Consider the following 21014-nt stretch of genomic DNA (forward strand, 5'->3'; position numbering starts at 1 on the left):
CAACGCTCTTGCAGCGCCCCGAGGCAAGGCAGTGGCCTTTTGCTTGATGGACTTCGCGGCGCAAAATCCGTTTCGCGCTGCTTCTGGATTGCGCTACTCGGCCTCCAGCATGCTTTTGGCGAGCCGGCAAAAATGCGCGGCAATCTTCTGTTTGGGGTATTTGCCGTTTGGCCGATACCAGGAAAGTACTTTGTCGCACATCGACCCGATCGCCAGCGCCACCAGGCGAACGTCCTTGGGCTCGCGACCTGCGTCACGAACCACCTGGGCACAAATATCGGTCATGGTGTCGAGGTATTTGCGAAGCATTGACCGGATTGCCTCGCGCTGCTCGTGACTGAGCCGATCCATGGCCGAGGATTCGATCAGGCGATCATTGGCCTTGGCGATCCGCGCGTGGTCGATCTGGTAAATGACATGCCGCGACACCATGTTCTCCAGGCGCTCAATGCCCGAGAGCTTGGGATCGTCACGCCTGGTGACCGCGGAATGGAAGTCTTCCAGAGTGATCGAGATAGCCTCGATGAATATCTCTTCCTTCGACCGGAAGTGGTTGTAAAGAGCCGGTGCCTTGATGCCGACCTCGGTGGCAAGGTCACGCATCGACGTCTCGTTGACGCCGTTGGCGCCGAACAATTCGATAGCGGCCTCGATCAACCGCTCACGGGTGGTCGAGCGCGGCGCTCCACGCGGCGGCAGATTGGACCTCAAGTCAATGGTCGCTTCGCTGTCAGCCACCGGACTTCCTCTCTCGCCTTCACTGTCAGCCATGCGAATCCATGCCTGTGCTAACGTTCGTTCCTATATAGGACAAACATGCTCGTGGCGCCAAAGATTGTGTCACGCCAACGGCTTGACGAGACCTGACGCGCTCGCTTTTCCGCGGCCGGTCAGCCCCGCCGGCCGAGACACGTCCTGCAGATGGCGCGAAGATCGAGCTGTACCGGCACGTCACACCCGCCGGGGAGAAGGGTTGGTCCGATGGCCGGCGCCTGACAAGGATCGCGCCTATGCCTCGTCCCCGGCGTCTGAGACCCTGCCAAGGGTCGCCTCAAGATCGCCGATAGCCAACGCCCTGCGATAGTCTGCGTCCGGGCCACAGTGAGCCGAAGGTGAGTTCGCGCCCGCCCATGATCCCAGCCGGCCGAAACATCATGACAAGAATTATAATCAAGCCGAGCCCCACTTCCTGAAGGCCGGCCGGCAGGCTCAATACCATATTCCCGACAGGAACTCCGGCCTCGAAACGCCTCAATATTTCGGTCACCGCGGTGAGGGCCACAACGCCTATCACCGCCCCCGACAGACTCCCTGACCCGCCCACTATCAACATCGCCAAGGTGAGGAAGGTAAGTGGCAGGTAGAACGCATCGACCGTTACGATGCCCAGGAAGCCGGCATGCATCGCTCCGCCGACCCCGACGATCAGGCCGCTGAGGCCGAATGCCACCGTACGAACAAACCAGACGTTGACGCCGGATCCTTTCGCAGCCGTTTGGTCATCTCGCGCCGCTCGAAGCATGAAGCCGTATCGCGACTCCTGATGAAGCCAAGCAACCAGGATGGTCAACGCCGCCAGGCCGGTACCGACAGCGGGCCCGACAAAAACCGGCAAGTTCGACAGCAGCGCGGTACCGCCTGTCACGCCATTCCAGTTCATGTAGAAGGCGTATTGTCCAGCCAGGAAGGCGAAGGTCGCAATGGAGGCTGCCGTTCCCGACAACCTCATCAAGATGGCCCCAACCACGATTGCCACCGCGCCGGCGAGCGCTGCCGCACCGAGCAGGCCGACTGGCGATGGCAACGCGATGTGCTGCAGGAATGCCGGCAGGCCGCGCAGGTTCATGGGCTTCAGCATGGGCAAGGTGCAGCAGCTCAACCACACGAAGGCATAAGCGCCGATCGACATGAAGCTGATATGACCGAACGACAAGATGCCCGAATTGCCGACGAAGACGTAAAGGCCGACAACGAGGACCACGCGGACCATCATCTCGGTCAGCGTTTGCGATAAACCGCCAAAGTGGCTGCTCACCAACGCGATCAGTCCCAGCATTATCACAAGCACCGCCGGCGTCTGCAGTTGAACCCAGATGGCCCGCGGTTCGTTGGACCCGATCAACGCCGGGAGCTGGCCTCGAGCTTGCATCTCAGACCCTTTCTTCAAACTGCTTCAGGCGGATGATCCCGGAGGGGCGAACCAGCAGCAGCACGATCACGAACAGAAAGACGAAGGCGTCGCGGAAGGTGCGGATGCTGTCCGGCAGGTAGGCCTGCAGCAGTGAAGTGGCGATCCCGACAAGCAGCCCGCCCAGCACTGCCCCAGGCAGGCTGCCCATGCCGCCTATCACCGTCGCGATAAAAGCGAAGGTCACGATGTTGACGCCCATGGTGGGCGCCAACAGACCCGTCTGCACGACGTAGAGCAAGCCGACGACGCCCGCCAGAAGCCCGCTCAACGCGAAGGACAGCCCAATGACGAAATCCGCGCGTACCCCCAGATAGCGGGCCATGCGGAAATCTTCGGCAGCGGCTCGCATCTGGATGCCGTAGGACGTCCTGCGCATGAAAAGGAGGATCGCAAGCAGGAGCAGCAAGGTCACCCCAATCGTCACCGGCTGAAGGAGGGGGATGCGGATCCCGCCAATCTCGGTAGCTTGCGTCAGGGACGACCACAGGCCAATGGCCTTTGGGCGCGCGCCGTAGATCATCATCAGCATATTTTGGATGATGTAGCCGAGCGCGAAGGACACCACCATCAGGTTCTGCGGCGCGGCATTGCGCAGACGTCGAAAGACCAGCAAGTTTGAAATGAGTGCTATCGCAATTCCGAATGACAGGATCGCCAAGATCAACACAGGCCAGTTCCAGGCACCGATGAACAGCTTCGCGGTAACATCAGCCGAAGGGACAATGAGCGCGTAAGCCGACATGGTGACGAACTCGCCATGGGCAAAGTTGATCAGCCGCATAATGCCGAACAGCAGGCCGATCCCCAGGGCCGCAAGCGCGTAGAGGCTTCCAAGGCTGAGCGCGTCGATGAGTGTCTGGGTAAAGTAGGTCAGGGAATTGCCTCCCCGGAATCGCGATCAAACGTTCCCGTGCCGAAATAGGCGTCATGCAAGGCATGGCTCTTCGCCAGGTCGGAAGGTTGGCCCTTCAACTGCACCCTACCATCGCGCAGAACGATGATTTCGTCGGCGAAGCTCATCACCCGGCGCGAGCTCTGCTCGTTGACAAGAATGCTGACGCCTTCCTGGGACCGCAATCTCTGCAAGATGGCGTAGACCTCCTCAACAATACGGGGGGCTAGGCCCAGGCTCGGTTCGTCAATGAGCATGAGTTTGGGTCGGGTCATGAGCGCGCGCCCGATCACCAGCATCTGCTGCTCGCCCCCGGACAGTTTTCCGCCTGCCTGGCGGATGCGCTCCTTCAGCTTCGGAAAATAGGTCAAGACAAGCTGGAGATCCTGTTCCAACCGCTGGCGGTCGCCACGCATGAATGTGCCGATCCGCAGGTTCTCCTCCACACTCAGGCTGCCAAAGACATGACGGCCTTCGGGCACGAAGCTCAGCCCCGAGCGCGCGATCGCTTCAGGTTTGAGGCCCAGGATTGATCGACCGTCGAAACGGACATCGCCGGCGCCGGCCACTCCTCCTGCGATGGCCGAAAGCGTGGAGGACTTACCAGCGCCGTTTGGCCCCACGATTGCGAGGAGCGCACCGGCAGGCACATCAAAGGACACGCCATGTAAGACCTGAACACGCCCATATTGAATGCGCAGATCCGTGACACTCAGGATATGGTCCTGGCCCATCATTCCGCCTCCGCGCCGAGATAGGCGCTGATCACGGACTTGTTGCTGCGAACATCCGCCGGCGTGCCTTCGGCGAGCGTGCGACCTCCATCCAGGACATGGATGCGAGCGCACAGACCCAGCACCACGGCGACGTTGTGCTCGATCAACAAAACCCCGCACCCATGATCCTTGGGAATAGAACGCACAAGCGACATCAGCTCCTCGCACTCGTGATCCGACATGCCCGCAGCCGGTTCGTCCAGCAGCAGGAAATCGGGTGAACGAACGAGCCCGCGAGCAATGGCGACCCTGCGCTCGTCCGTGTAGGGAAGGGTGCTTGCAAGTTGACCACGCAAATGCCCGATGCCCATCCAGTCCAGAAGCAACGCGGCCTCGTGGGCCGCGGCGCGGCGTGAAAGGCCCAGGGCAACCGCAGTGACCTCGACGTTCTGCTGCACGGTCATGTCACGGAAGAGCCTTCCGCCCTGGAAGGTTCGCGCGATACCGGCTTGGCGAAACTTTGCTGTCTTCCACTGGGCGGTGTCGCGAATGCCGAGCGTAACGCGGCCTGCCGAAGGCTTCTGGAAACCGGTGAGGCAATTGACCAGTGTCGTCTTGCCGGCGCCGTTGGGGCCGATCAGGCCGATGATTTCCCCCTTGCCGATCGAAAGCGTCACGTCTGAAAGGGCCCGAAGCCCCTCAAAGCTCACCGACACCGCTTCGGTCGCAAGTCTGATCCCGTCAGAGACGCTCACAGCGGCCTCCGGATGGAAGAGGCTGTTGCGAAAACGCGCCAGATGCACTCAACAGGCCCTCCTGAGCGCTGCCGTCGCCTCGACATCGACGCTCAGCGTTTCGTCCGACATCGATCCGGTCAAGGCCACTCCGTAGATGGCTTTCGCACGTTCGAGGGTTTCGTAGCGTTCAACGACGTCCTTGAGCACCAGTGCCGGGTCACGATCATGGGGCCTGCCATAGCCTCCACCGGACGTATGGCAGCCCTTCAGTATCTCGCCCTTTTGAAGGCTGATGATGACGAGGCTTGGAAGCAACTCCTCAGTTCCATCCGCGCGAATGATCCAATGCGCCGCACGCGTGGCGTCCTGGCCGCCGCGGACACCTTTTGGCGGTGTCTCCCCTCCATCGCAGGCCCAAATGAACTGGATGGGGAGTTCCTTCGGCGTCACGGCCATCTCCAGCGCCGCCCCGCCCCGGAACTGGCCAGCACCGGCCGTCCCTGTCCGCAGCCGAATGCATAGAACCTGGAGCGGGTGCTTGAGTTCGTCAATCTCAACGGAGTCTCGATACATCAGTCCTGCCACGACAGGGATGCCGTAGGTCGGCCAGCCGTCCGCGACCGGGCTGCCAGGCCCTCCCGCGGAACCAAGAACCAACTGGTTGACATAGGGCTCGCCACCGAAGCGGTGGTCGTTTCCGGAAACCACGGCATAGCCTAGCCCGACCCCGACCCCGCCTTCCGCCAGCCCCCATTGTGGACTGACCTCGGCAAAGGCGGCCTGCACCGTGTTGATGAGCCTGTCGGCAAGATTGGTGGTCGAAACCGAGCAACTGTGCGGGAATTTCGGCTTTCCGATCACGGAGCCTTCGCGAAACTGCAACTTGATGCGGCGAAATGAACCGGCGTTGCGGGGCACCGAGAAGCTGAGCGAGTTGAACACCCCTGCCACGGCCGCAGCCGAGGCGCTGGCAAGGCTGAGATTGAGACCGACCGGAACGGAATCGATGTTGTCTCGCAGGTCGATATCCACAATCGCGTTGGCTGGATCGATCTCAAGCGAGACGTTTAGGGGCACTCCTTTGGGCAACAGTTCCAAGAGTGGGTCGAGCCTGCCCGAGCTGGAAAGCCGCGTCGCGGGCATCGACCGTAGTGCCTTGACCATCAACTCTTCGGAATAGTCGAGCCAGTTGGCGATGAAGGCGCGGATCGTCTCCTTGCCATATTTCGTGCACAGTTCCTTCAGGCGGCGTTCGGCGATGCGGGCAGAGCCGATGCCGGCGATAAAGTCGCCATGCCACTGGTTGGGAACCCTAATGCGGGCCCGGCACATGCGCACGATATCGTCGTTGGTCTTATAGTCGCGCTGAATGCGGACCGCGGGAAAGATCAAGGCCCCCTCGGCATACTGGTCTTGGGCACCGGCCATGTAGGTGGTCGGCAAGGCATTGCCGATATCGGCCTGGTGCGCCTTGGCGACCGCCGTGAACATGTGCTCGCCTTCGACGAACACTGGCACCAGGAAGGCGTGGTCGGCAGCGTGACTGTTTCCGCTATAGGGGTCATTGTGCAGATAGCAGTCGCCTTCCCGGATATCGCCTGGATGGAATTGCTGCATTGCCGAGGTGAGAAGGTCGCTGCCAAAAATGTGGATCGGCAGCCCCTCTGCTGACGCCAGCAACTGGTTGTCGGCAGTGACGATGGAGCAGCTGAAATCGCGAGCGCTGTTGATAACGGCCGAACGCGCCGCACGCAGCATGGTGTTGGTCATCTCGCGGATGATGGCGTCCATCCGGTTGGCAATGATCGCCGTGAGGAACGGATCGAATGAAGTCTTTTCTGTGCTTGCCATCTCAGCCGCCCCTCAAATCTCAAGCAGGTAGTTGCCAGCGGCGCTGAGCGTCACCGACATGCCTGGATACACCACCAGAGTCGTGGTCGGCTCTTCAACGATCGCCGGGCCGGCTATGCGCATGCCGGGCATGATGCTACGTGCCTTGTAGATGGGAGTGGCCACCGACGCCGCATCACCGAAATAGCAGTCCCGTCTCGGAACGGGCTCCTTGCTGGCCGTCTCTGCATCGACGATGTCGACATCGGCAATCGGCGAGGGAGGATCGGCCAGCGGAATGCTCAGCCGCGCTTTCCAGTTAATGAACTCGACAGCGCTGCCCTCGTCGCGGACGGCGAAGACGCGTTCATGGGTCCTGTGAAACTCCTCCTGCAGTTCAATAACGGCTGCCAGGTCCTTGAGATGGCCCGACGGGATCGGCGTATCGAGCTCCCATACCTGGCCAGCGTAACGGGCTTCCGCGATATACTCGATCGCGTGATGGGGCCTGTTCTGCGCCAGGCCTTGCGCAAACAGGAGCAATTTCGTGGTCAGGGAATCGAGGACGCGAGCGACACCGGGCAGGTCGAAATTTTCCGTCGAGGTGACCAGGCTTGCGGTCTCTTCGGCCACGATGTTGGCATACTGCATACCGGCAGCAGAGAGCGCCGAAGCGGTCTTGGGCAGGATCACTCTCTTGCAGCCAAGCTCTTTTGCAATCAGCATGATGTTCATGCCCGCCGCGCCACCGCCGGCCACGATCGCGCTTTCACGCGGATCGAGGCCCTCGTTGATCGTGATGTCCCCGATGGCGCGGATCATCAGCTCGCTGGCAAGCGTCAGGATACGGAAGGAACATTCCTCGACGCTCAATCCGATGCGCGACGAGATCGTCTCGAGGGCGCGACGTGCCGCAGCGACATCAAGCTTCATGCGCCCACCAAGAAAGTAGCTCGGATCGAAATAGCCCAGGACCGCGGCAGCGTCCGAGACAGTCGGCAACAGGCCGCCGCGGCCATAGCAGGCCGGGCCGGGCTCTGATCCTGCCGACTGCGGACCCACATGCATCAGTCCGCCTTCGTCGATCCAGGCGATCGAACCACCGCCGGCGCCGACCGATCGCATGTCGACGGCCGAAATGCCCATCAGATCGCCGGTGTATTGCGGGCCAAGCCATGTCTCGCGGGTAAACGTCAGCCTTCCGTCACGCACCAAGCCGACGTCGAAGGTCGTGCCACCGGTGTCGCACACGATGACATTGTCTCCGAACCGTTCCTGTGCCGCGTATGCCCTGGCGGAAATCGGCGCCATCGCCGGACCCGAGCCGATCGTGTAGATGGGCTTGGCGACCATCGCGTCAATGTTCGTGCACCCACCGGATGTCGTGGAAACGAGGATTTCGCCTTTGTAGCCGGCATTGCGAAGATCGGACTCAAGTCCCCGCAGGTGGCTTTGCATCAACGGCTTCAGCGAAGCATCTATCGCGGTCGCCGAGGCGCGACGGTATTCCCGCACGATGGGGATCAGCTCATGCGACAACGTATAGGGCAGGCCGGGGGCAAGCTCGTCCAGGAGCTGCCCGAAGCGCCGCTCATGCTCGCCATTTGCAACCGACCATAGGAAGCAGACCGCCACGGCCTCGAATTTCCTTGCCACGATTTCGGCGACTACCGCCCGGGCCTGGCTTTCGTCGAAGGGTATGGTGACCGTTGCTTCCGAGCTCATTCGCTCGCGCACCTCGAAAGTGTGGCGGCGCGCGATGTAGGGGTCGGGATAAGGCGTACGGAAATCGTGCGGGTCAAATTTGCCGGCTTCCTTCAAAACCAGGATGTCCGGGAAGCCGGCGGTTGTGACGAATGCAGTTTTTGCAGCGCGTTTCGTCACGATTGCATTGGTGGCGCGTGTCGTCCCGTAGACCAGCAGGGTCGTTTCGGCGAGCAACTGCTCCAATGAAAGAGATTTCTCAGCGGCTGCGGCGGCAATCGCCTCCCGCATGCCGGAAAAGATCCGGTCGTGGGTAGTCAGCGCCTTGCCGATCACAGGCGCGCCGTCTGGGCCGACAACCACCACGTCGGTGAATGTTCCGCCGGTATCAAGCGAAATAACGTATGCCATGTGTCTCTTGCTCGCGCGTACCCATCAAAAATCGTTCGGGCCCCGACGTCCGCCTTGCCGGGGCCCGCCGACCAGAAAGGGAGGTCAGTTCTGGCCGAAAAGCACGTCGAGCGGCACCGGCTGGGGAAGCGCGTAGTCGCTTATGACTTTGACCTTGCCGTCCTTGTACTGAAGGATCTGCATCTTGGCGTTCTGCTGGATGTGCAGGTCCGGCGTGAAGCTGCGCGGCCCGATGAAGGTCTGTTCGTCATGCATTGTGTTCAGGATGTCGGTGACCTTGGCGGAGTCAGCCGTTCCGGCCTTTTCGACCGCGCGCGCCCAAAGGTCCAGGAAAGCGTAGATCGGGTAGGCATAGGTCGTCGCGGGGAGCGTGCCGTAGCGGGCCTTGTAACGCTCGTTGAGGGCCTGAACCTCGGGGCGGGGATCATCGCCATGCACCGAAGCAGCGACCGGGACGTAGAAGTCGCTCAAACCCGGAACGGCATCAGTCCAGTAAGTCCCGTCCATGGCGCTGCCGGACAGGATGGGTGCCTTTATGCCCGCCGCCCGGATCTGCCGGATCGCGCTCGCGCCGCCTGGCGTGAAGCTGCACAGCATGATGGCGTCAGGCTGGTCGGTCGAAGCAGTGATGCGGGTGATCTGCGACTGAATTGAAGGGTCGTCGTTCTTGAAGGTATCTTCGCCGACAATCTTGACACCGTCGGTCTGGGATGCCGCCCAGCGGAAGCCGGCGCACAGCGACTTGTCGTACTCGGCCACGGTATCGAGCAGGACGTAGGGGTGCTTGACGCCGAGATTCTCAGCCGCCCAGTGCAGCGCGACCGCGCCTTGCACATGGGCTGCCGCCGAAGTGGTGAATGAATTCGGGCCCACGCCCTGCACACCGGCCTTGGGATCCTCCGCGCAAAGGAAGACCGAAATCAGGTTTGCCCTTTGGGCCGCGCCCGCCGCGGGCGAGCCCTGGTCATAGTCACACGACACGATGACGATATTCGCGCCCTGATCGACGACCGACTGGCCCGCGCGCGCGCCCTCGACGCGATCCGATTTGGTATCGGCCAACACCGTTTTGATCGGCTGGCCGAGCAAGCCGCCGGCCTTGTTGCGATCCTCTACCCACAACTGTGCCATGTTCCTGGCATCGCCATCATAGGCAAGCATCCATCCTGACTGAGCGGTGGCGAAGCCGATCGTGACCGGATCGGCCCAAGACATCGCGGACGTAGCCGACAGCATTGCTGTCGCCAGTGCTGCCCGATGGATGAGGGCACGACCGAACCTGGTTACTTGGCTGCTATGGCTATGCGCCGTCATGTCGGTTCCCCTAATTAACGCTCATTAATATAAGATCAAATGTTAGATTCTTGTCAAGCGCCCAACTGCATGCGGCAGGACACCTGGAGGGCCGTCGGAGCTAGGCTTGCTGGCGGACCGCGATGCAGGAACTGGAGCAATGGGTCTCAAGAACGAGCATGCGCGACACCGGCAAACCTCCTGCCGGTCGCGATAGCGCTGCATCGCACTCCTTGCCGGTGCAGCCGAGGCCGGCGAGCGCTGTCAGCCAGTTCCCATCAGGCATGAAGACGTTGATCCGATCTGCACGCGCCTTGACGCCCCAGCGTCGGGCCGTGAACATGCGGTGTCAAATTCTCATCGGTGATATGGCCAGATCAGGCAAATTTATCAGAACGGGGTGTACGGCCGACCGGCTGCAGGCAGCGCAAAGGTGGCGGCCCTGAAATCCCGAGCCTTGCCTGAGGCGTGAGTTGGGCGCTTGCCGACATCGTCTGGATTGCCGATATCGTGACATCGGAATCTGGCGCGTGCGGTCTCTGGATCGCGCCAATACTGAAGAAGGTTGTTTCAAAAAAATGCGCAGGCCACCCACGATTATCGATGTCGCTTCCTACGCCGGAGTTTCAAAGTCCTCGGTATCGAACGTGCTGCAGGGCAAAAGAACCGTTGACGAAACCATCCGCAAGCGCGTCCTCGATGCGATCGACGAACTGGGCTACAGGCCTAACGCCGGCGCCAGATACATGCGCCAGCGATCGAAGGTGCTCGGCGTGGTGGTGGACGATCTGACCAACCCTTTCCACGCCGAACTTGCCACATATATCGAAGCATACGCCGCCAAGCGGATGCATAGCATTTTGCTGGTGGTCACGGGCAGCCAATTGGAGCACCAGAGCAGCCGGGTGAGAAGCCTCGTCGAGCATCGGGTGGCTGCGATGATGTTTTTGTCCGCACCTGGGAAAAAGGCGCTTGAGCTCGTCGGCCCTGAGATTCGCAAGGTGTTCGTCGGCATACGGATGGCCAAGGAACTGTCCATCGCCGTGGATGATAGTGCCGGCACCAGCCTGGCGGTTGAGCATCTGGCGGCGCTGGGTCACAAGAAGATCGGGTTCGTGAGCGCCATGCTGGGAAACGACCCAAACGTGGAAGCGGCGCGGTTCAAGGGGTACCAGCATGGCATGCGGGTGGCCGGACTTGGCGTGGAGGAGGCGCATCTGTTGCGCGAGGTCGGTGCTCGCAACAGCGAGCCCAGTCCCAACTACCAGGAAATCCTCAAGCAGTTCTTGGGAAGAAGAAACCGTCCAACCGCGCTGGTCGCCGCGCTCGACCGCGTCGCGCTCGAGATCATCTCTGCCGCCGACGCGCTCGGGATCCGGATACCGGAGAGCCTGTCGCTTGTCGGTTTCGATGACATAACCATCGCCAGCCACAGCCGCATAGCGCTGACGACTATCGCGCAACCGATGAAGGATCTGGCAAGGCTGGTGGTCGACGCCGCCATCGATGGGCCTTCCGCCGTAGCCGGCGGAAAGCCGCCGGCAAGCATCTTCTTGCCACCTCGCCTTGTTGTGCGCCGGTCAACCGCGCAAGCGCCTACCAAACGTTAGATAACATTTTTGCAAAATCGCTCTTGACACCTTACCAAAGGGAGCGGGATAGTCGTGGAACGTTCCACGAAGCTGCTGAGCACAGCGGGGAACGACAGCGGAACAATAAGCAACAACGCCAAGGGGAAAGCCATGAAACCGCAGTCCTACAATGGGTCGATCAATTTCTCGCAGCCGGAAATGACGCGCCGTGGCTTTCTGGCCGGCACGGCCAGCGTCGCGCTGGGAATGACTGCTCTGGCGTCTTCTCCCGTGCGCGCCGCCGAAGAGGACGTGGTCGTCCTTGGCTGGACGAGTTACATCACGCCGGAAATCGTGGCCATCATGAAGAAGGCCGGCGTCAACGTACGCGGCGTCCCGGCCGCGACCGATCAGGACATGTTCACTAAGGTCAAGGCAGGCGGCGCGGGATCCTACGATATTGTCTTCGCCAATTGCGGCTTCTCGCCAACCTATTACAAGGCTGGGCTCATCGAGGCTCTCGATATCAAGGAGATCCCGGGCTGGGACCAGCTTTGGCCCGTCTTCCGCGAGGATACGTCGTTTCCCTACGTGGTCGAACCCAACAGGCTGATGTTGTTCCCCAACATGTGGGACACCGAAGGCCTCATCTGGAACCTGGAGCAATTCAAGCCCTCCGAGCCATTTTCCTGGAATGCCCTTTGGGACGCCAAGCTTCCACGAGGCAAGGTGATCATGCGCGATGGGCCGGAAGATTTCTTGGCGATCAGCGGACTGAGCCTGGGTGTGCCGCGAAACGAGATCTACGCGATGACAGGCGACAAGCTTCAGGCGGCCGCCCAGCATCTGGCAAAGCTGAAGCCGTTCCAGATCGCGCCTAGCGATGAGGTCCTGATGGATGCCCTGCGCACCGGCAAGGCCTTCATCGGCGAGACATCCAGCCTTGCATTGGCAGCCCGTCTCAACCGTGCTGCAGGCAAGGAAGTGGTCAAGGCCGTCATCCCCGAAGAAGGCAGTCTTGGCTGGATTGACGGCCCCATGGTGGTCAAGGGCGCCAAGAATCGAAAGGGCGCGCTCAAATTCATTGAAGTCTGGAACAGCCCGGAGATTCAGACATACCTCTACGCAACCTACGGATTCCCGCAGTGCAGCAAGACCGCGACCGAGCGGACTCTGGCCCAGGGCGGCGATGGCGCGCAGCAACTACTCGATCGTGGCGCGGACAAGCCCGATGCTGTGCAGAAATTGCTGTTTCAGGGACCGCCGGCCAATCCGTCCGAATGGACGCAGGCCTATGTCGAGGTTGTCGGAGGCTGAGTGTGTTCTCGGTGCCTCACGATATCCCGGCGGATCTTGTGCCAATGAAGTCAGCCAAGGTCCCCCCGGCGCCTCGCCGGCGCAAGTGGATGCGACGCGGACTGGAAAGTCCGCTGCTGAGCCTCCCAGCGGTCGCGGTGATCGTCATCGGCGTCTTTTTGCCGATGGCGGTGCTGGCGGTTTATTCCCTTTGGCCGACAGTTGATCAGCAAATCGTACCGCAATGGACGCTGAGCAACTACGCCCGGTTCTTCGCAGCCGCAGTTTATTGGCGCGTGCTCCTGCTTAGCCTGTTGTTTGCCGGGCTAGCATCGGCGGTGACGGTCTGCGTCACGTTTCCCTTTGCCTATTTCGTCGCAACCAAGGTCCCCCCGCACCAGCGACTGATTTGGGTCTTGTTCGCAGTCTTGCAGTTCTTCACCAGCTATCTGATCCGCGTCTTCGCCTGGATGAACCTGCTTGGCGACACCGGTCTGATCAACCAGGGGCTTATGCAAATCGGTCTGATTGACCAGCCACTGTGGATCTTTGGGCTGAACAAGGCCGGGATCGTCATCACGTTCGTCTACCTGCTTTTTCCGCTGGCATTCCTGACCACATTCATCGCGCTCGAACGATCCAACCCCACCGTTCTGGAAGCGGCGGCCGATCTCGGCGCCAGGCCTTGGCAAGGGCTCCTGCACGTGACGCTGCCAATCGCACGGACTGGTATTTTGGGTGGCTTCGTGTTCGGCGCCATTATAATCCTGGGCGACTATGTGACGCCGCAGTTGATCGGTGGCACCGACGGCTACCTCTATTCCAACATCATCCAACTGCAGTTTGGCTCATCGGTCCAGTGGGGTCTTGGATCCGCACTTGCCTTGATCCTGATGACCGTAGTCTTCGGCCTGCTTTTGTTGCTGCGTTGGGCAACAGGCGGGGCAGCCCAGGTCGGGACGTTTTCTCGGGCTTTCACGCCGGCACGCGCGCCATTTCTGCGGGCCTATTCGCTCCTGTTCCTTGGCTTTCTCTACGCGCCGATCGTGCTGCTGTTCATCTTTGCTTTCAACGCCAACCCGAGCATCGGCTTTCCTTTCCTGGGGTTCACCACCCAATGGTTCGTCGCCGTCTTCCAGGATCCGCTGATGATCGAGAGCATGAAGAACAGCCTGATCGTCGCGACAACCGCCGTCGGGATCAGCCTGGTCCTTGGAACTGTGGCCGCTGTCCAGCTTGCGCGTAGCCCTGGCCGTTGGCGCCAGATCAGCATGGCGATCGTTTCCCTGCCGATCTTCCTTCCGCCAATGCTGCTGGGTCTTGCCATTATCATCGGACTAAACGCGCTTGGGGTCGAACGCGGGCTGTGGACCATCGTCGCTGGCCACACCGTGCTCAGTCTGCCCATTGTCACGCTTCTCGTCCTGATCCGGCTCGAAGGACTGGATCCCAACTTTGAACTCGCAGCCATGGATCTGGGCGCGACGCCCACAAAAGCGTTCCTGTTGGTGTCGGTGCCGCAAGCGCTGCCAGGTATTGTGGCTGCCGCCCTCATCACCTTTGCGCTATCGATCGACGAATTCATCCTGACGGCCCTCGTGACCGGCTCCGACAGCACGTTGCCTCTCTACATCTTCGGGCAACTGCGGTTCAGCGTGACACCGGCGATCGTCGCCGTTGCCGTCATGCTGCTCACGGTCTCCTTCATCCTGCTCGTCGTTGGTGCATTCGTATCCAACATCGGGCAGCGCAAAGACAAAAGCAGTGCCGCCGGCCCGTTCTCTCTCGATCACGCCGCTTGAGATGCGGCTGCCTGAGCCTGCTTCAAGCAAAGAGGAAGCCTTGTGATGTCATCCGCCTTGCAGTGCACCGATCTGGCCAAGCGATATCCAGGGCAGCTAGGACCTGCGTTGGGCGATGAGGGGAGGGGTGTTTCGTTCGAAGTCGAGCGGGGAGAGCTCTTCGCGTTGCTCGGCCCGAGCGGCTGCGGCAAGACAACGATCCTGCGCATCATCGGCGGCTTTGTCGAGCCCGACCGCGGTTCGATCACCATCGACGGCCAGGACGTCACCAGAAGGGCGCCCTATGAGCGCCCGACCAACACGGTTTTCCAAAGCTACGCGCTGTTTCCACACATGCGCCTCGGCACGAATGTCGAGTTCGGTCTCAAAATGGCCGGACGCGGTCGAAAAGAACGCGAGCAGCGTGCCCGAGAGGTGCTGAACCTGGTTGGCCTCCCCGGAATGGAGAAACGCAGGATCGCCGAATTGTCAGGCGGCCAGCAGCAGCGCGCGGCGCTGGCGCGCGCACTGGCAACGCGTCCGTCCGTGCTTTTGCTTGATGAGCCCCTCGGCGCGCTCGATCTGAAATTGCGCAGGCAGATGCAGGACGAGTTGGTTGCCCTCAAGCAGGAAACCGCAACGACATTCATCCACGTCACCCACGACCAGGAGGAGGCCTGCGCCATCGCCGATCGCATCGCGATCATGGATCGCGGGCGCATCGTGCAGATCGACACCCCGCAAGACCTCTATCGCAGTCCGCGCACGACGCATGTTGCCAGGTTCATCAACGTTGGCACCGTTGTTGAAGGCCAGGTGAAGCGCTCAGGCAACCGGCTTCGCCTGGAAGCGCCTCACCTCACGCTCGAAGGACCGGCGCCGTCCTGGCTTGCCGGCAGTCCCCGCATGGCTGCGGTACTGCCGCGTGCACGGGCAACCATCTCCGAACAGGAAGCTCCAGCCGCAGCAAATCAACTGGCAGGCGTCATACAGCGTTGTGTCTTCACGGGTTCGCAATTTGACATCCATGTGCTCACCGATCACGGCCTCAATATCCAGGTCTCGGCCGGACCTCATGCGTTTGCACCGCCGCCGGCGGGTGCTCGCATCTTCATGAGCTGGCTCCCCGAGGATGTCATCTTCGTCGAGGATGACGATCAGGAACCGTCAAGCAACTAGCACCCTTTCTACGCCGCACCGCAAGACAACCACCTGCCGCAGCTGCTCGGCACAATGCCAAGAGGAAGACATGGGAATTCTCAGTGACAAGGTCGCAATCATAACCGGTGCCGGCAACGGGATTGGTCGCGCGACGGTGGAGCGCTTCTTGCGCGAGGGCGCAAAGGTCGTGGCGCTTGATCGCATAATCGATCAAACGCTTCAGGATCCACGCCTGAAATGGGTGAAGGGCGATGTCACCAACGAGCACGACCTGGCCAAGGCCGTCGAACTGGCCAAGGACTTCGGCGGCGTCGATATTTGCGTGGCCAATGCGGGTGTTGGGCAGATTGAGCGTTTTGTCGATGGGACCCGCGCTTCCTGGACGCGCGTCATCGACGTTAATCTGGTCGGTGTGATGATGACACTGCAGGCTGCGGCCCGCGCAATGATTGAAGCGGGCAAGGGGGGGCGGCTTCTTGCTACCGCCTCGATCGCCGGCCTTCGTGGCGAGGCGCATGCCCCATCGACGGCCTACGCCGCCAGCAAGGGTGCCGTCATGGCATTGATGCGAGCGTTGAGCGTTGAACTCGCCGAATACGGGATAACCGCCAACGCCGTGGCTCCTGGGCAGATAGACACCGTGATGAATGCCAACGATCTTGAGGTAATGAGCGCGATGATCGGGCGCAAGGCAACCGACGTCAGGGCAGAGTTCCTCAAGAACGCGGTGCCGCTGCAGCGCATGGGTGCCCCTGCCGAAGTAGCGGGATTGTTCACCTATCTTGCCTCGAGCGACGCGGCGTTCGTGACAGGATCCACATTCCGCATCGACGGAGGCGAATTGGCTATATAGGGCGCCAGACGAGGCGTCTTCGGCAAAGCGTTTGGAAATTGTCGGGGCAGATCGGTTGATCAGCAGCTTTGCTCGTGCGCGCACTCGCCCCGCCGCGATTGATAGTTTCGGTGCTTGGCAAAAGCTGTCGTTTGGCACGCGTGCAAGTAAAATTGCCCTGATAAACATGGGCCACCGAGAACGTCTCCTCGCATGTGAGCCTTGTGCAAAGTCGCCGGATGGGAGAGGCCTGCAAGGGAGCGCAGATTGTCGGGCTCAACCGGAGTCGGAACGCCTCGTCCATTGAGTTGACATGGACAGGGTATCGAAGACGTATTGTTTGGCTGCAGCTACACTTGCTTCAAGCGTCGCGTTCAACGCGAGGCAAGCGGATATGGCGCTGGAGAGCATGCAACCGGTCCCCCTTTCCTCTCCGCCCAAACGGGGTGCCTCAAACCGCAGGACCGGGCAGTCGGGTTGCAGAAGCAGATCCACGGCGGGCAGGCCTTCTCGCGCATGCCCGCCTTTCGCCAACACCCCAGTCCGTAGCATCGTCGACAGCGCCTCCCCTTGAAGGCGGGCGCCGCCTTCATCCAGCGCCGGTGTCAGTCCGGTCAGCATGGCGAGTTCGATGAGATTAGGTGTCACTAGCCTACAGACCGGCATCAGGTCGCTCATCAACGCATCTATCGCGTCGTGCTGCAGCAGCACTCGCCCCGAGGAGGAGGCCATTACCGGGTCAAGGACCACCGGCACATTGGGGTAGCTCGTCAGGACAGAGCCGACCGCCTCCATCGCAGCCGTCGTCCCCAGCATGCCGATCTTGACCGCCGCGACCATGTTCGCGGCAAAGGCAGCACGCATCTGGGCGGCGATTAGCTGCGGCGGCATATGCTCGATGTGCTCGACGGCCGCGTGCGTCTGGACGGTAACGGCCGTGACGGCGAGGCAACTGCGCAGTCCAAAGGCGGAGACGGTCTCCACATCGCGGGCTATTCCGGCGCCGCCGCTCGAATCCGAGCCGGCGACGATCAGCACATGCGGGCTCATCGCCATTGCGCCGTTGCCGCCAGCCATTCCAGTGCACGTGCCTCGGGGTGCGCATTGCGGGTGATGTCGGTCACGACCGCGGCGCTGTCGGCCCCTTGAGCAAAGACACCGGCAATGCGCTCCACGGTAAGCCCGCCAATGGCGACGAGGGGAAGGTCGCCGAGACGTCGCTTCCAGACGGCGATGCGGTCCAGTCCCTGCGGGGCCCATTTCATCTGCTTGAGGACGGTCGGGTAGATCGGGCCGAGCGCGACATAGTCCGGTTCGGCGTGAAGCGCGGTTTCCAGTTCGACGTCGTCGTGGGTGCTCAGGCCGAGCCGCAGGCCGGCCTTGCGGATGGCCTTCACATCGGCTTCGGCGAGATCTTCCTGACCGAGATGGACGAAATCGCAATCCTCCTCGATCGCGAGGCGCCAGTAATCGTTGACGATGAGCTGGCAGCCATACCGACCGCACACCGCCTTCGAAGCACGAATGTGCTCTCGCAACGAAGCTTCGTCCTGGTCCTTGACGCGCAATTGCACCAGCTTCACGCCGAGCGGCACCAGGCGCTCGATCCAGGCGGCGGAATCGACGATCAGGTAGAATGGATCGAGCTTCATGAGAATGCCGCCATTCCGATGACGGGGGTTGAGGGCACAGCCATGTCGCGCGGCTCGAGCAAGCCTGCGCGATAGGCCTCGCGGCCTGCTTCGACCGCCTTGCCGAAGGCCGCGGCCATGGCGACGGGATCGCCTGCCTTGGCGACGGCGGTGTTGAGGAGCACCGCATCGTAGCCGAACTCCGTCACGGTGGCGGCATGCGACGGCCTGCCGATGCCGGCGTCCACGATCAGGGGGATGTCGGGGAAATGGCCGCGCAGGGTTCGCAGCGCATCGGAGTTCTGCGGGCCGCGTGCGGAGCCGATCGGCGCGCACCAGGGCATCAACAGCCTGCAGCCGGCGTCGAGCAGTCGCTCGGCGACGATGAGGTCATCGGTCGTGTAGGGGAAGACCGCGAAGCCTTCGGCGGCGAGGGTCCTTGCGGCTTCGACCAAGCCGAAGACATCTGGTTGCAGCGTATCGCTGTTGCCTATCACCTCGAGCTTGATCCAGTCCGTGCCGAACACCTCGCGCGCCATTCGCGCCGTTGTGACCGCTTCCTTGACCGAGTGACAGCCGGCGGTGTTGGGCAGGACGCGAACGCCAAGCGACTGGATCATCGACCAGAACTGGCCGCCGGATTTGCCGCCGGCGCTCTCGCGGCGCAGCGACACGGTGACGATCTCGGTGCCGGATGCCTTCACGGCTTCGGCCATCACGGCAGGCGAGGGGTAAAGCGCGGTGCCAAGCAGAAGGCGGGATGACAGTTTTTGTCCGTAGAGTTCAAGCATCGGATCAACCTCCCTGCATCGGCGAGAGGATCTCGATGCGATCCCCCTCTGTAAGCCTGCAGCGGTCGCGTTCCCTGGCCGGAACGACCTCGCCGTTCAGCGCCGTGGCGAGCCAGCCACCTTCAAAATCGAGTTCGATCATCAGCGCGGCAAGCGTCTCGGCCGCAACCTCGTGGCTCTGGCTGTTAACGATGAGCTTCAAGAGCAAACTCCTTTGCTGCGGGATTTCGTAAGGATCATGTCGGCTGCCTGTTGGGCCATGGCCGGCGAGAGCAGAAAACCGTGGCGATAAAGGCCGTTGATGCTAAGGTGCTGCCCGTCGCGCTCGACCCGCGTCAGGTTGTCGGCGAAGGCGGGACGCACGCCTACGCCTGTTTCGACCAGTTCGGCTTCGCCGAAGGCCGGATGCAGCGCGTAGGCCGCACCCAGCAGTTCCATGGTCGAGCGCGCGGTGATCGGGCCTGCTGCATCGCATTCGATCATTGTCGCGCCGACCATGAACAGGTTTTCCCCGCGCGGCACGACATAGGCCGGGATGCGTGGATGAAGCAGGCGCACCGGGCGGGCCAGCGAGATCTCATCTGTTCGCAGGATGAGCATCTCGCCCCGCACGCCGCGCAGCTCGGCGCGCCTGTCGGCCATGCCGGTGCAGTCCACTTCGACATCCGCGGGTGCGGACGCCGCGCAGCCGCCGAACTCGAGGCGCGCGCCCATATCGAGCAGCTTATCGCGAAGGGCAAGCAATGCCTTGCGCGGGTCGAGATGCGCTTCCTGGGCAAAGTACAGCCCGCGCCCGAACCGGCCCCCAAGCGCTGGCTCGAGTGCTGCAATCCCGCTGGTGTCGAGCTGTTTGAAGCCGGACGTGCGGCGGCCGAACCGGTCCAGCTCGCCGACATCGCGGGCCGGCGCAAGAACGAGCGTACCGTTGCGCGAGACATGGCCGGGCAATGCCGCATCCCACCAGTCGGCCGCGCCGAGCCCGAGCGTGAGAACCACCTCTTCGGCGCTCTCCCGCTCGCACCAGGGCGCGAGCATGCCGCCGGCCTGCCAGGAGGCATTGCCGGCGATCTCCTCGCGTTTCTCGACCACCGTCACCGTGGCGCCGCGCGTTGCCAGCTCGTGCGCGAGCGTCAACCCGGCAACGCCCGCGCCGCGAATGAGCACCTTCATGGCGTGTCCATGCGCTCTGCAGTGCCATCGACGGGCATGTAGAGGTCACCCCCGTCCCGATATTTCGCCGCCATGGCCGCGAGCCCTTCCTTCTGCGCTTCAGCGCGGATGTCGTGCGAGATCCGCATCGAGCAGAACTTGGGGCCGCACATGGAGCAGAAATGCGCCACCTTGTGCGCCTCCTTCGGAAGCGTTTCGTCATGGAAGGCGCGCGCCGTCTGAGGATCGAGCGAGAGGTTGAACTGATCCTCCCACCTGAACTCGAAGCGGGCCCGCGACAGCGCGTCGTCCCTGACCTTGGCCGCCGGATGCCCCTTGGCGAGGTCCGCGGCATGAGCGGCGATCCTGTAGGTGATGACGCCGGTCTTGACGTCGTCGCGATCCGGCAGGCCGAGATGCTCCTTCGGCGTGACATAGCAAAGCATCGCCGTGCCGAACCAGCCGATCATGGCGGCGCCGATGCCGCTTGTGATGTGATCGTAGCCCGGCGCGATGTCCGTGGTCAGCGGCCCGAGCGTATAGAAAGGCGCTTCGCCACAGACCGCGAGCTGCTTGTCCATGTTCTCCTTGATCTTATGCATCGGCACATGGCCGGGGCCCTCGATCATCACCTGGCAGTCCTTGGCCCAGGCGATCTTCGTCAACTCACCAAGCGTTTCCAGTTCGGCAAATTGCGCCGCGTCGTTGGCATCGGCGATCGAGCCCGGACGAAGGCCGTCGCCGAGCGAGAAGGAGACGTCATAGGCTCTGGCGATGTCGCAGATCTCGTCGAAATGCTCGTAGAGAAAGCTCTCCTTGTGGTGGTGCAGGCACCATTTGGCCATGATCGAGCCGCCGCGGGAGACAATGCCGGTGACGCGGTCGACGGTCAGCGGGATGTAGTGAAGGCGCACGCCGGCATGGATGGTGAAGTAGTCGACGCCCTGCTCGGCCTGCTCGATCAGCGTGTCGCGATAGACCTCCCAGGTCAGGTCCTCGGCGATGCCGCCGACCTTCTCCAGCGCCTG

The 21014-nt window shown here is 61.9% G+C and carries 19 protein-coding genes; 5 read left to right on the plus strand and 14 right to left on the minus strand.

Annotated features, from left to right (window positions below):
- Positions 1 to 93 precede the first annotated feature (93 nt).
- The 8 genes from QFZ88_RS27350 to QFZ88_RS27385 form a co-directional block, all read right to left on the minus strand.
- Entirely contained in the window at positions 94 to 738 is a 645-nt protein-coding gene (locus tag QFZ88_RS27350; protein WP_190234591.1) for a TetR/AcrR family transcriptional regulator, read from the minus strand.
- 313 nt (positions 739 to 1051) lie between these two features.
- On the minus strand, positions 1052 to 2056 hold the full coding sequence (locus QFZ88_RS27355) for a branched-chain amino acid ABC transporter permease (protein WP_190234590.1): 1005 nt from the start codon (positions 2054 to 2056) through the stop codon (positions 1052 to 1054).
- A 94-nt stretch (positions 2057 to 2150) separates the two neighbouring features.
- On the minus strand, positions 2151 to 3065 hold the full coding sequence (locus tag QFZ88_RS27360) for a branched-chain amino acid ABC transporter permease (RefSeq protein ID WP_065997138.1): 915 nt from the start codon (positions 3063 to 3065) through the stop codon (positions 2151 to 2153).
- A complete protein-coding gene (locus QFZ88_RS27365) occupies positions 3062 to 3820 on the minus strand; it encodes an ABC transporter ATP-binding protein (RefSeq protein WP_245317456.1) in 759 nt (252 codons plus the stop codon). Before QFZ88_RS27365 ends, QFZ88_RS27360 begins: the two co-directional genes overlap by 4 nt.
- Positions 3817 to 4602, minus strand: a complete 786-nt coding sequence (locus tag QFZ88_RS27370) for an ABC transporter ATP-binding protein (protein WP_353844572.1) — start codon at positions 4600 to 4602, stop codon at positions 3817 to 3819. The genes QFZ88_RS27365 and QFZ88_RS27370 overlap by 4 nt, the downstream gene beginning before the upstream one ends.
- Entirely contained in the window at positions 4603 to 6387 is a 1785-nt protein-coding gene (locus QFZ88_RS27375; protein WP_065997137.1) for a hydantoinase B/oxoprolinase family protein, read from the minus strand. It abuts the gene before it with no gap.
- Positions 6388 to 6399: 12 nt separating this feature from the next.
- Complete coding sequence (locus tag QFZ88_RS27380) at positions 6400 to 8481, minus strand: hydantoinase/oxoprolinase family protein (protein ID WP_065997136.1); 2082 nt, start codon at positions 8479 to 8481, stop codon at positions 6400 to 6402.
- An 84-nt stretch (positions 8482 to 8565) separates the two neighbouring features.
- Complete coding sequence (locus tag QFZ88_RS27385; RefSeq protein WP_373426419.1) at positions 8566 to 9795, minus strand: ABC transporter substrate-binding protein; 1230 nt, start codon at positions 9793 to 9795, stop codon at positions 8566 to 8568.
- Positions 9796 to 10304: 509 nt separating this feature from the next.
- On the opposite strand from QFZ88_RS27385, the gene QFZ88_RS27390 reads away from it, so the two are divergent.
- The 5 genes from QFZ88_RS27390 (at position 10305) to QFZ88_RS27410 (ending at position 16436) form a co-directional block, all read left to right on the plus strand.
- Entirely contained in the window at positions 10305 to 11384 is a 1080-nt protein-coding gene (locus tag QFZ88_RS27390) for a LacI family DNA-binding transcriptional regulator (protein WP_245317455.1), read from the plus strand.
- Between the two features lie 132 nt (positions 11385 to 11516).
- Positions 11517 to 12662 (plus strand): ABC transporter substrate-binding protein, encoded by a 1146-nt coding sequence (locus QFZ88_RS27395; RefSeq protein ID WP_307420808.1) that lies wholly within the window; start codon positions 11517 to 11519, stop codon positions 12660 to 12662.
- Positions 12663 to 12706: 44 nt separating this feature from the next.
- Positions 12707 to 14443 (plus strand): ABC transporter permease subunit, encoded by a 1737-nt coding sequence (locus tag QFZ88_RS27400; RefSeq protein WP_245317454.1) that lies wholly within the window; start codon positions 12707 to 12709, stop codon positions 14441 to 14443.
- 45 nt (positions 14444 to 14488) lie between these two features.
- Entirely contained in the window at positions 14489 to 15601 is a 1113-nt protein-coding gene (locus tag QFZ88_RS27405) for an ABC transporter ATP-binding protein (RefSeq protein ID WP_065997126.1), read from the plus strand.
- A 70-nt stretch (positions 15602 to 15671) separates the two neighbouring features.
- Positions 15672 to 16436, plus strand: a complete 765-nt coding sequence (locus QFZ88_RS27410) for an SDR family NAD(P)-dependent oxidoreductase (RefSeq protein ID WP_065997124.1) — start codon at positions 15672 to 15674, stop codon at positions 16434 to 16436.
- A 255-nt stretch (positions 16437 to 16691) separates the two neighbouring features.
- Here the strand turns inward: QFZ88_RS27410 and QFZ88_RS27415 are convergent, their stop codons facing one another.
- The 6 genes from QFZ88_RS27415 to thiC all read right to left on the minus strand — a co-directional run.
- Complete coding sequence (locus QFZ88_RS27415) at positions 16692 to 17492, minus strand: hydroxymethylpyrimidine/phosphomethylpyrimidine kinase (RefSeq protein ID WP_065997122.1); 801 nt, start codon at positions 17490 to 17492, stop codon at positions 16692 to 16694.
- Positions 17462 to 18067: a thiamine phosphate synthase gene (locus QFZ88_RS27420; protein WP_065997120.1), complete on the minus strand. Its 606-nt coding sequence runs from the start codon at positions 18065 to 18067 to the stop codon at positions 17462 to 17464. The genes QFZ88_RS27415 and QFZ88_RS27420 overlap by 31 nt, the downstream gene beginning before the upstream one ends.
- Positions 18064 to 18837: a thiazole synthase gene (locus tag QFZ88_RS27425; protein ID WP_065997118.1), complete on the minus strand. Its 774-nt coding sequence runs from the start codon at positions 18835 to 18837 to the stop codon at positions 18064 to 18066. The genes QFZ88_RS27420 and QFZ88_RS27425 overlap by 4 nt, the downstream gene beginning before the upstream one ends.
- A 4-nt stretch (positions 18838 to 18841) precedes the next feature.
- Positions 18842 to 19039 carry a sulfur carrier protein ThiS gene (gene thiS / locus QFZ88_RS27430; protein ID WP_065997114.1) on the minus strand — a complete coding sequence of 66 codons (198 nt, stop codon included), beginning with the start codon at positions 19037 to 19039 and terminating at the stop codon, positions 18842 to 18844.
- The gene (locus QFZ88_RS27435; RefSeq protein WP_065997112.1) at positions 19036 to 20007 is read right to left on the minus strand and encodes an FAD-dependent oxidoreductase; all 972 of its coding nucleotides are present in this window, start codon (positions 20005 to 20007) and stop codon (positions 19036 to 19038) included. Before QFZ88_RS27435 ends, thiS begins: the two co-directional genes overlap by 4 nt.
- Positions 20004 to 21014, minus strand: a 1011-nt coding sequence (gene thiC, locus QFZ88_RS27440; RefSeq protein WP_307420812.1) for a phosphomethylpyrimidine synthase ThiC, incomplete at its 5' end; no start/stop codon positions are given. The genes thiC and QFZ88_RS27435, both read right to left, overlap by 4 nt.

It is taken from the genome of Mesorhizobium sp. YL-MeA3-2017 (assembly GCF_030814575.1).
GTDB classification, from domain to species: domain Bacteria; phylum Pseudomonadota; class Alphaproteobacteria; order Rhizobiales; family Rhizobiaceae; genus Mesorhizobium; species Mesorhizobium terrae.

Excerpts from the sequence above, each read along its gene's own strand:
- QFZ88_RS27355 (WP_190234590.1), bottom strand. The coding sequence starts at position 2,056 with ATGCTGGGACTGATCGCGTTGGTGAGCAGCCACTTTGGCGGTTTATCG.
- QFZ88_RS27365 (WP_245317456.1), bottom strand. The coding sequence starts at position 3,820 with ATGATGGGCCAGGACCATATCCTGAGTGTCACGGATCTGCGCATTCAA.
- QFZ88_RS27375 (WP_065997137.1), bottom strand. The coding sequence starts at position 6,387 with ATGGCAAGCACAGAAAAGACTTCATTCGATCCGTTCCTCACGGCGATC.
- QFZ88_RS27380 (WP_065997136.1), bottom strand. The coding sequence starts at position 8,481 with ATGGCATACGTTATTTCGCTTGATACCGGCGGAACATTCACCGACGTG.
- QFZ88_RS27385 (WP_373426419.1), bottom strand. The coding sequence starts at position 9,795 with ATGACGGCGCATAGCCATAGCAGCCAAGTAACCAGGTTCGGTCGTGCC.
- QFZ88_RS27395 (WP_307420808.1), top strand. The coding sequence starts at position 11,517 with ATGAAACCGCAGTCCTACAATGGGTCGATCAATTTCTCGCAGCCGGAA.
- QFZ88_RS27400 (WP_245317454.1), top strand. The coding sequence starts at position 12,707 with ATGAAGTCAGCCAAGGTCCCCCCGGCGCCTCGCCGGCGCAAGTGGATG.
- QFZ88_RS27405 (WP_065997126.1), top strand. The coding sequence starts at position 14,489 with ATGTCATCCGCCTTGCAGTGCACCGATCTGGCCAAGCGATATCCAGGG.
- QFZ88_RS27410 (WP_065997124.1), top strand. The coding sequence starts at position 15,672 with ATGGGAATTCTCAGTGACAAGGTCGCAATCATAACCGGTGCCGGCAAC.
- QFZ88_RS27415 (WP_065997122.1), bottom strand. The coding sequence starts at position 17,492 with ATGGCTGGCGGCAACGGCGCAATGGCGATGAGCCCGCATGTGCTGATC.
- QFZ88_RS27420 (WP_065997120.1), bottom strand. The coding sequence starts at position 18,067 with ATGAAGCTCGATCCATTCTACCTGATCGTCGATTCCGCCGCCTGGATC.
- QFZ88_RS27425 (WP_065997118.1), bottom strand. The coding sequence starts at position 18,837 with ATGCTTGAACTCTACGGACAAAAACTGTCATCCCGCCTTCTGCTTGGC.
- QFZ88_RS27435 (WP_065997112.1), bottom strand. The coding sequence starts at position 20,007 with ATGAAGGTGCTCATTCGCGGCGCGGGCGTTGCCGGGTTGACGCTCGCG.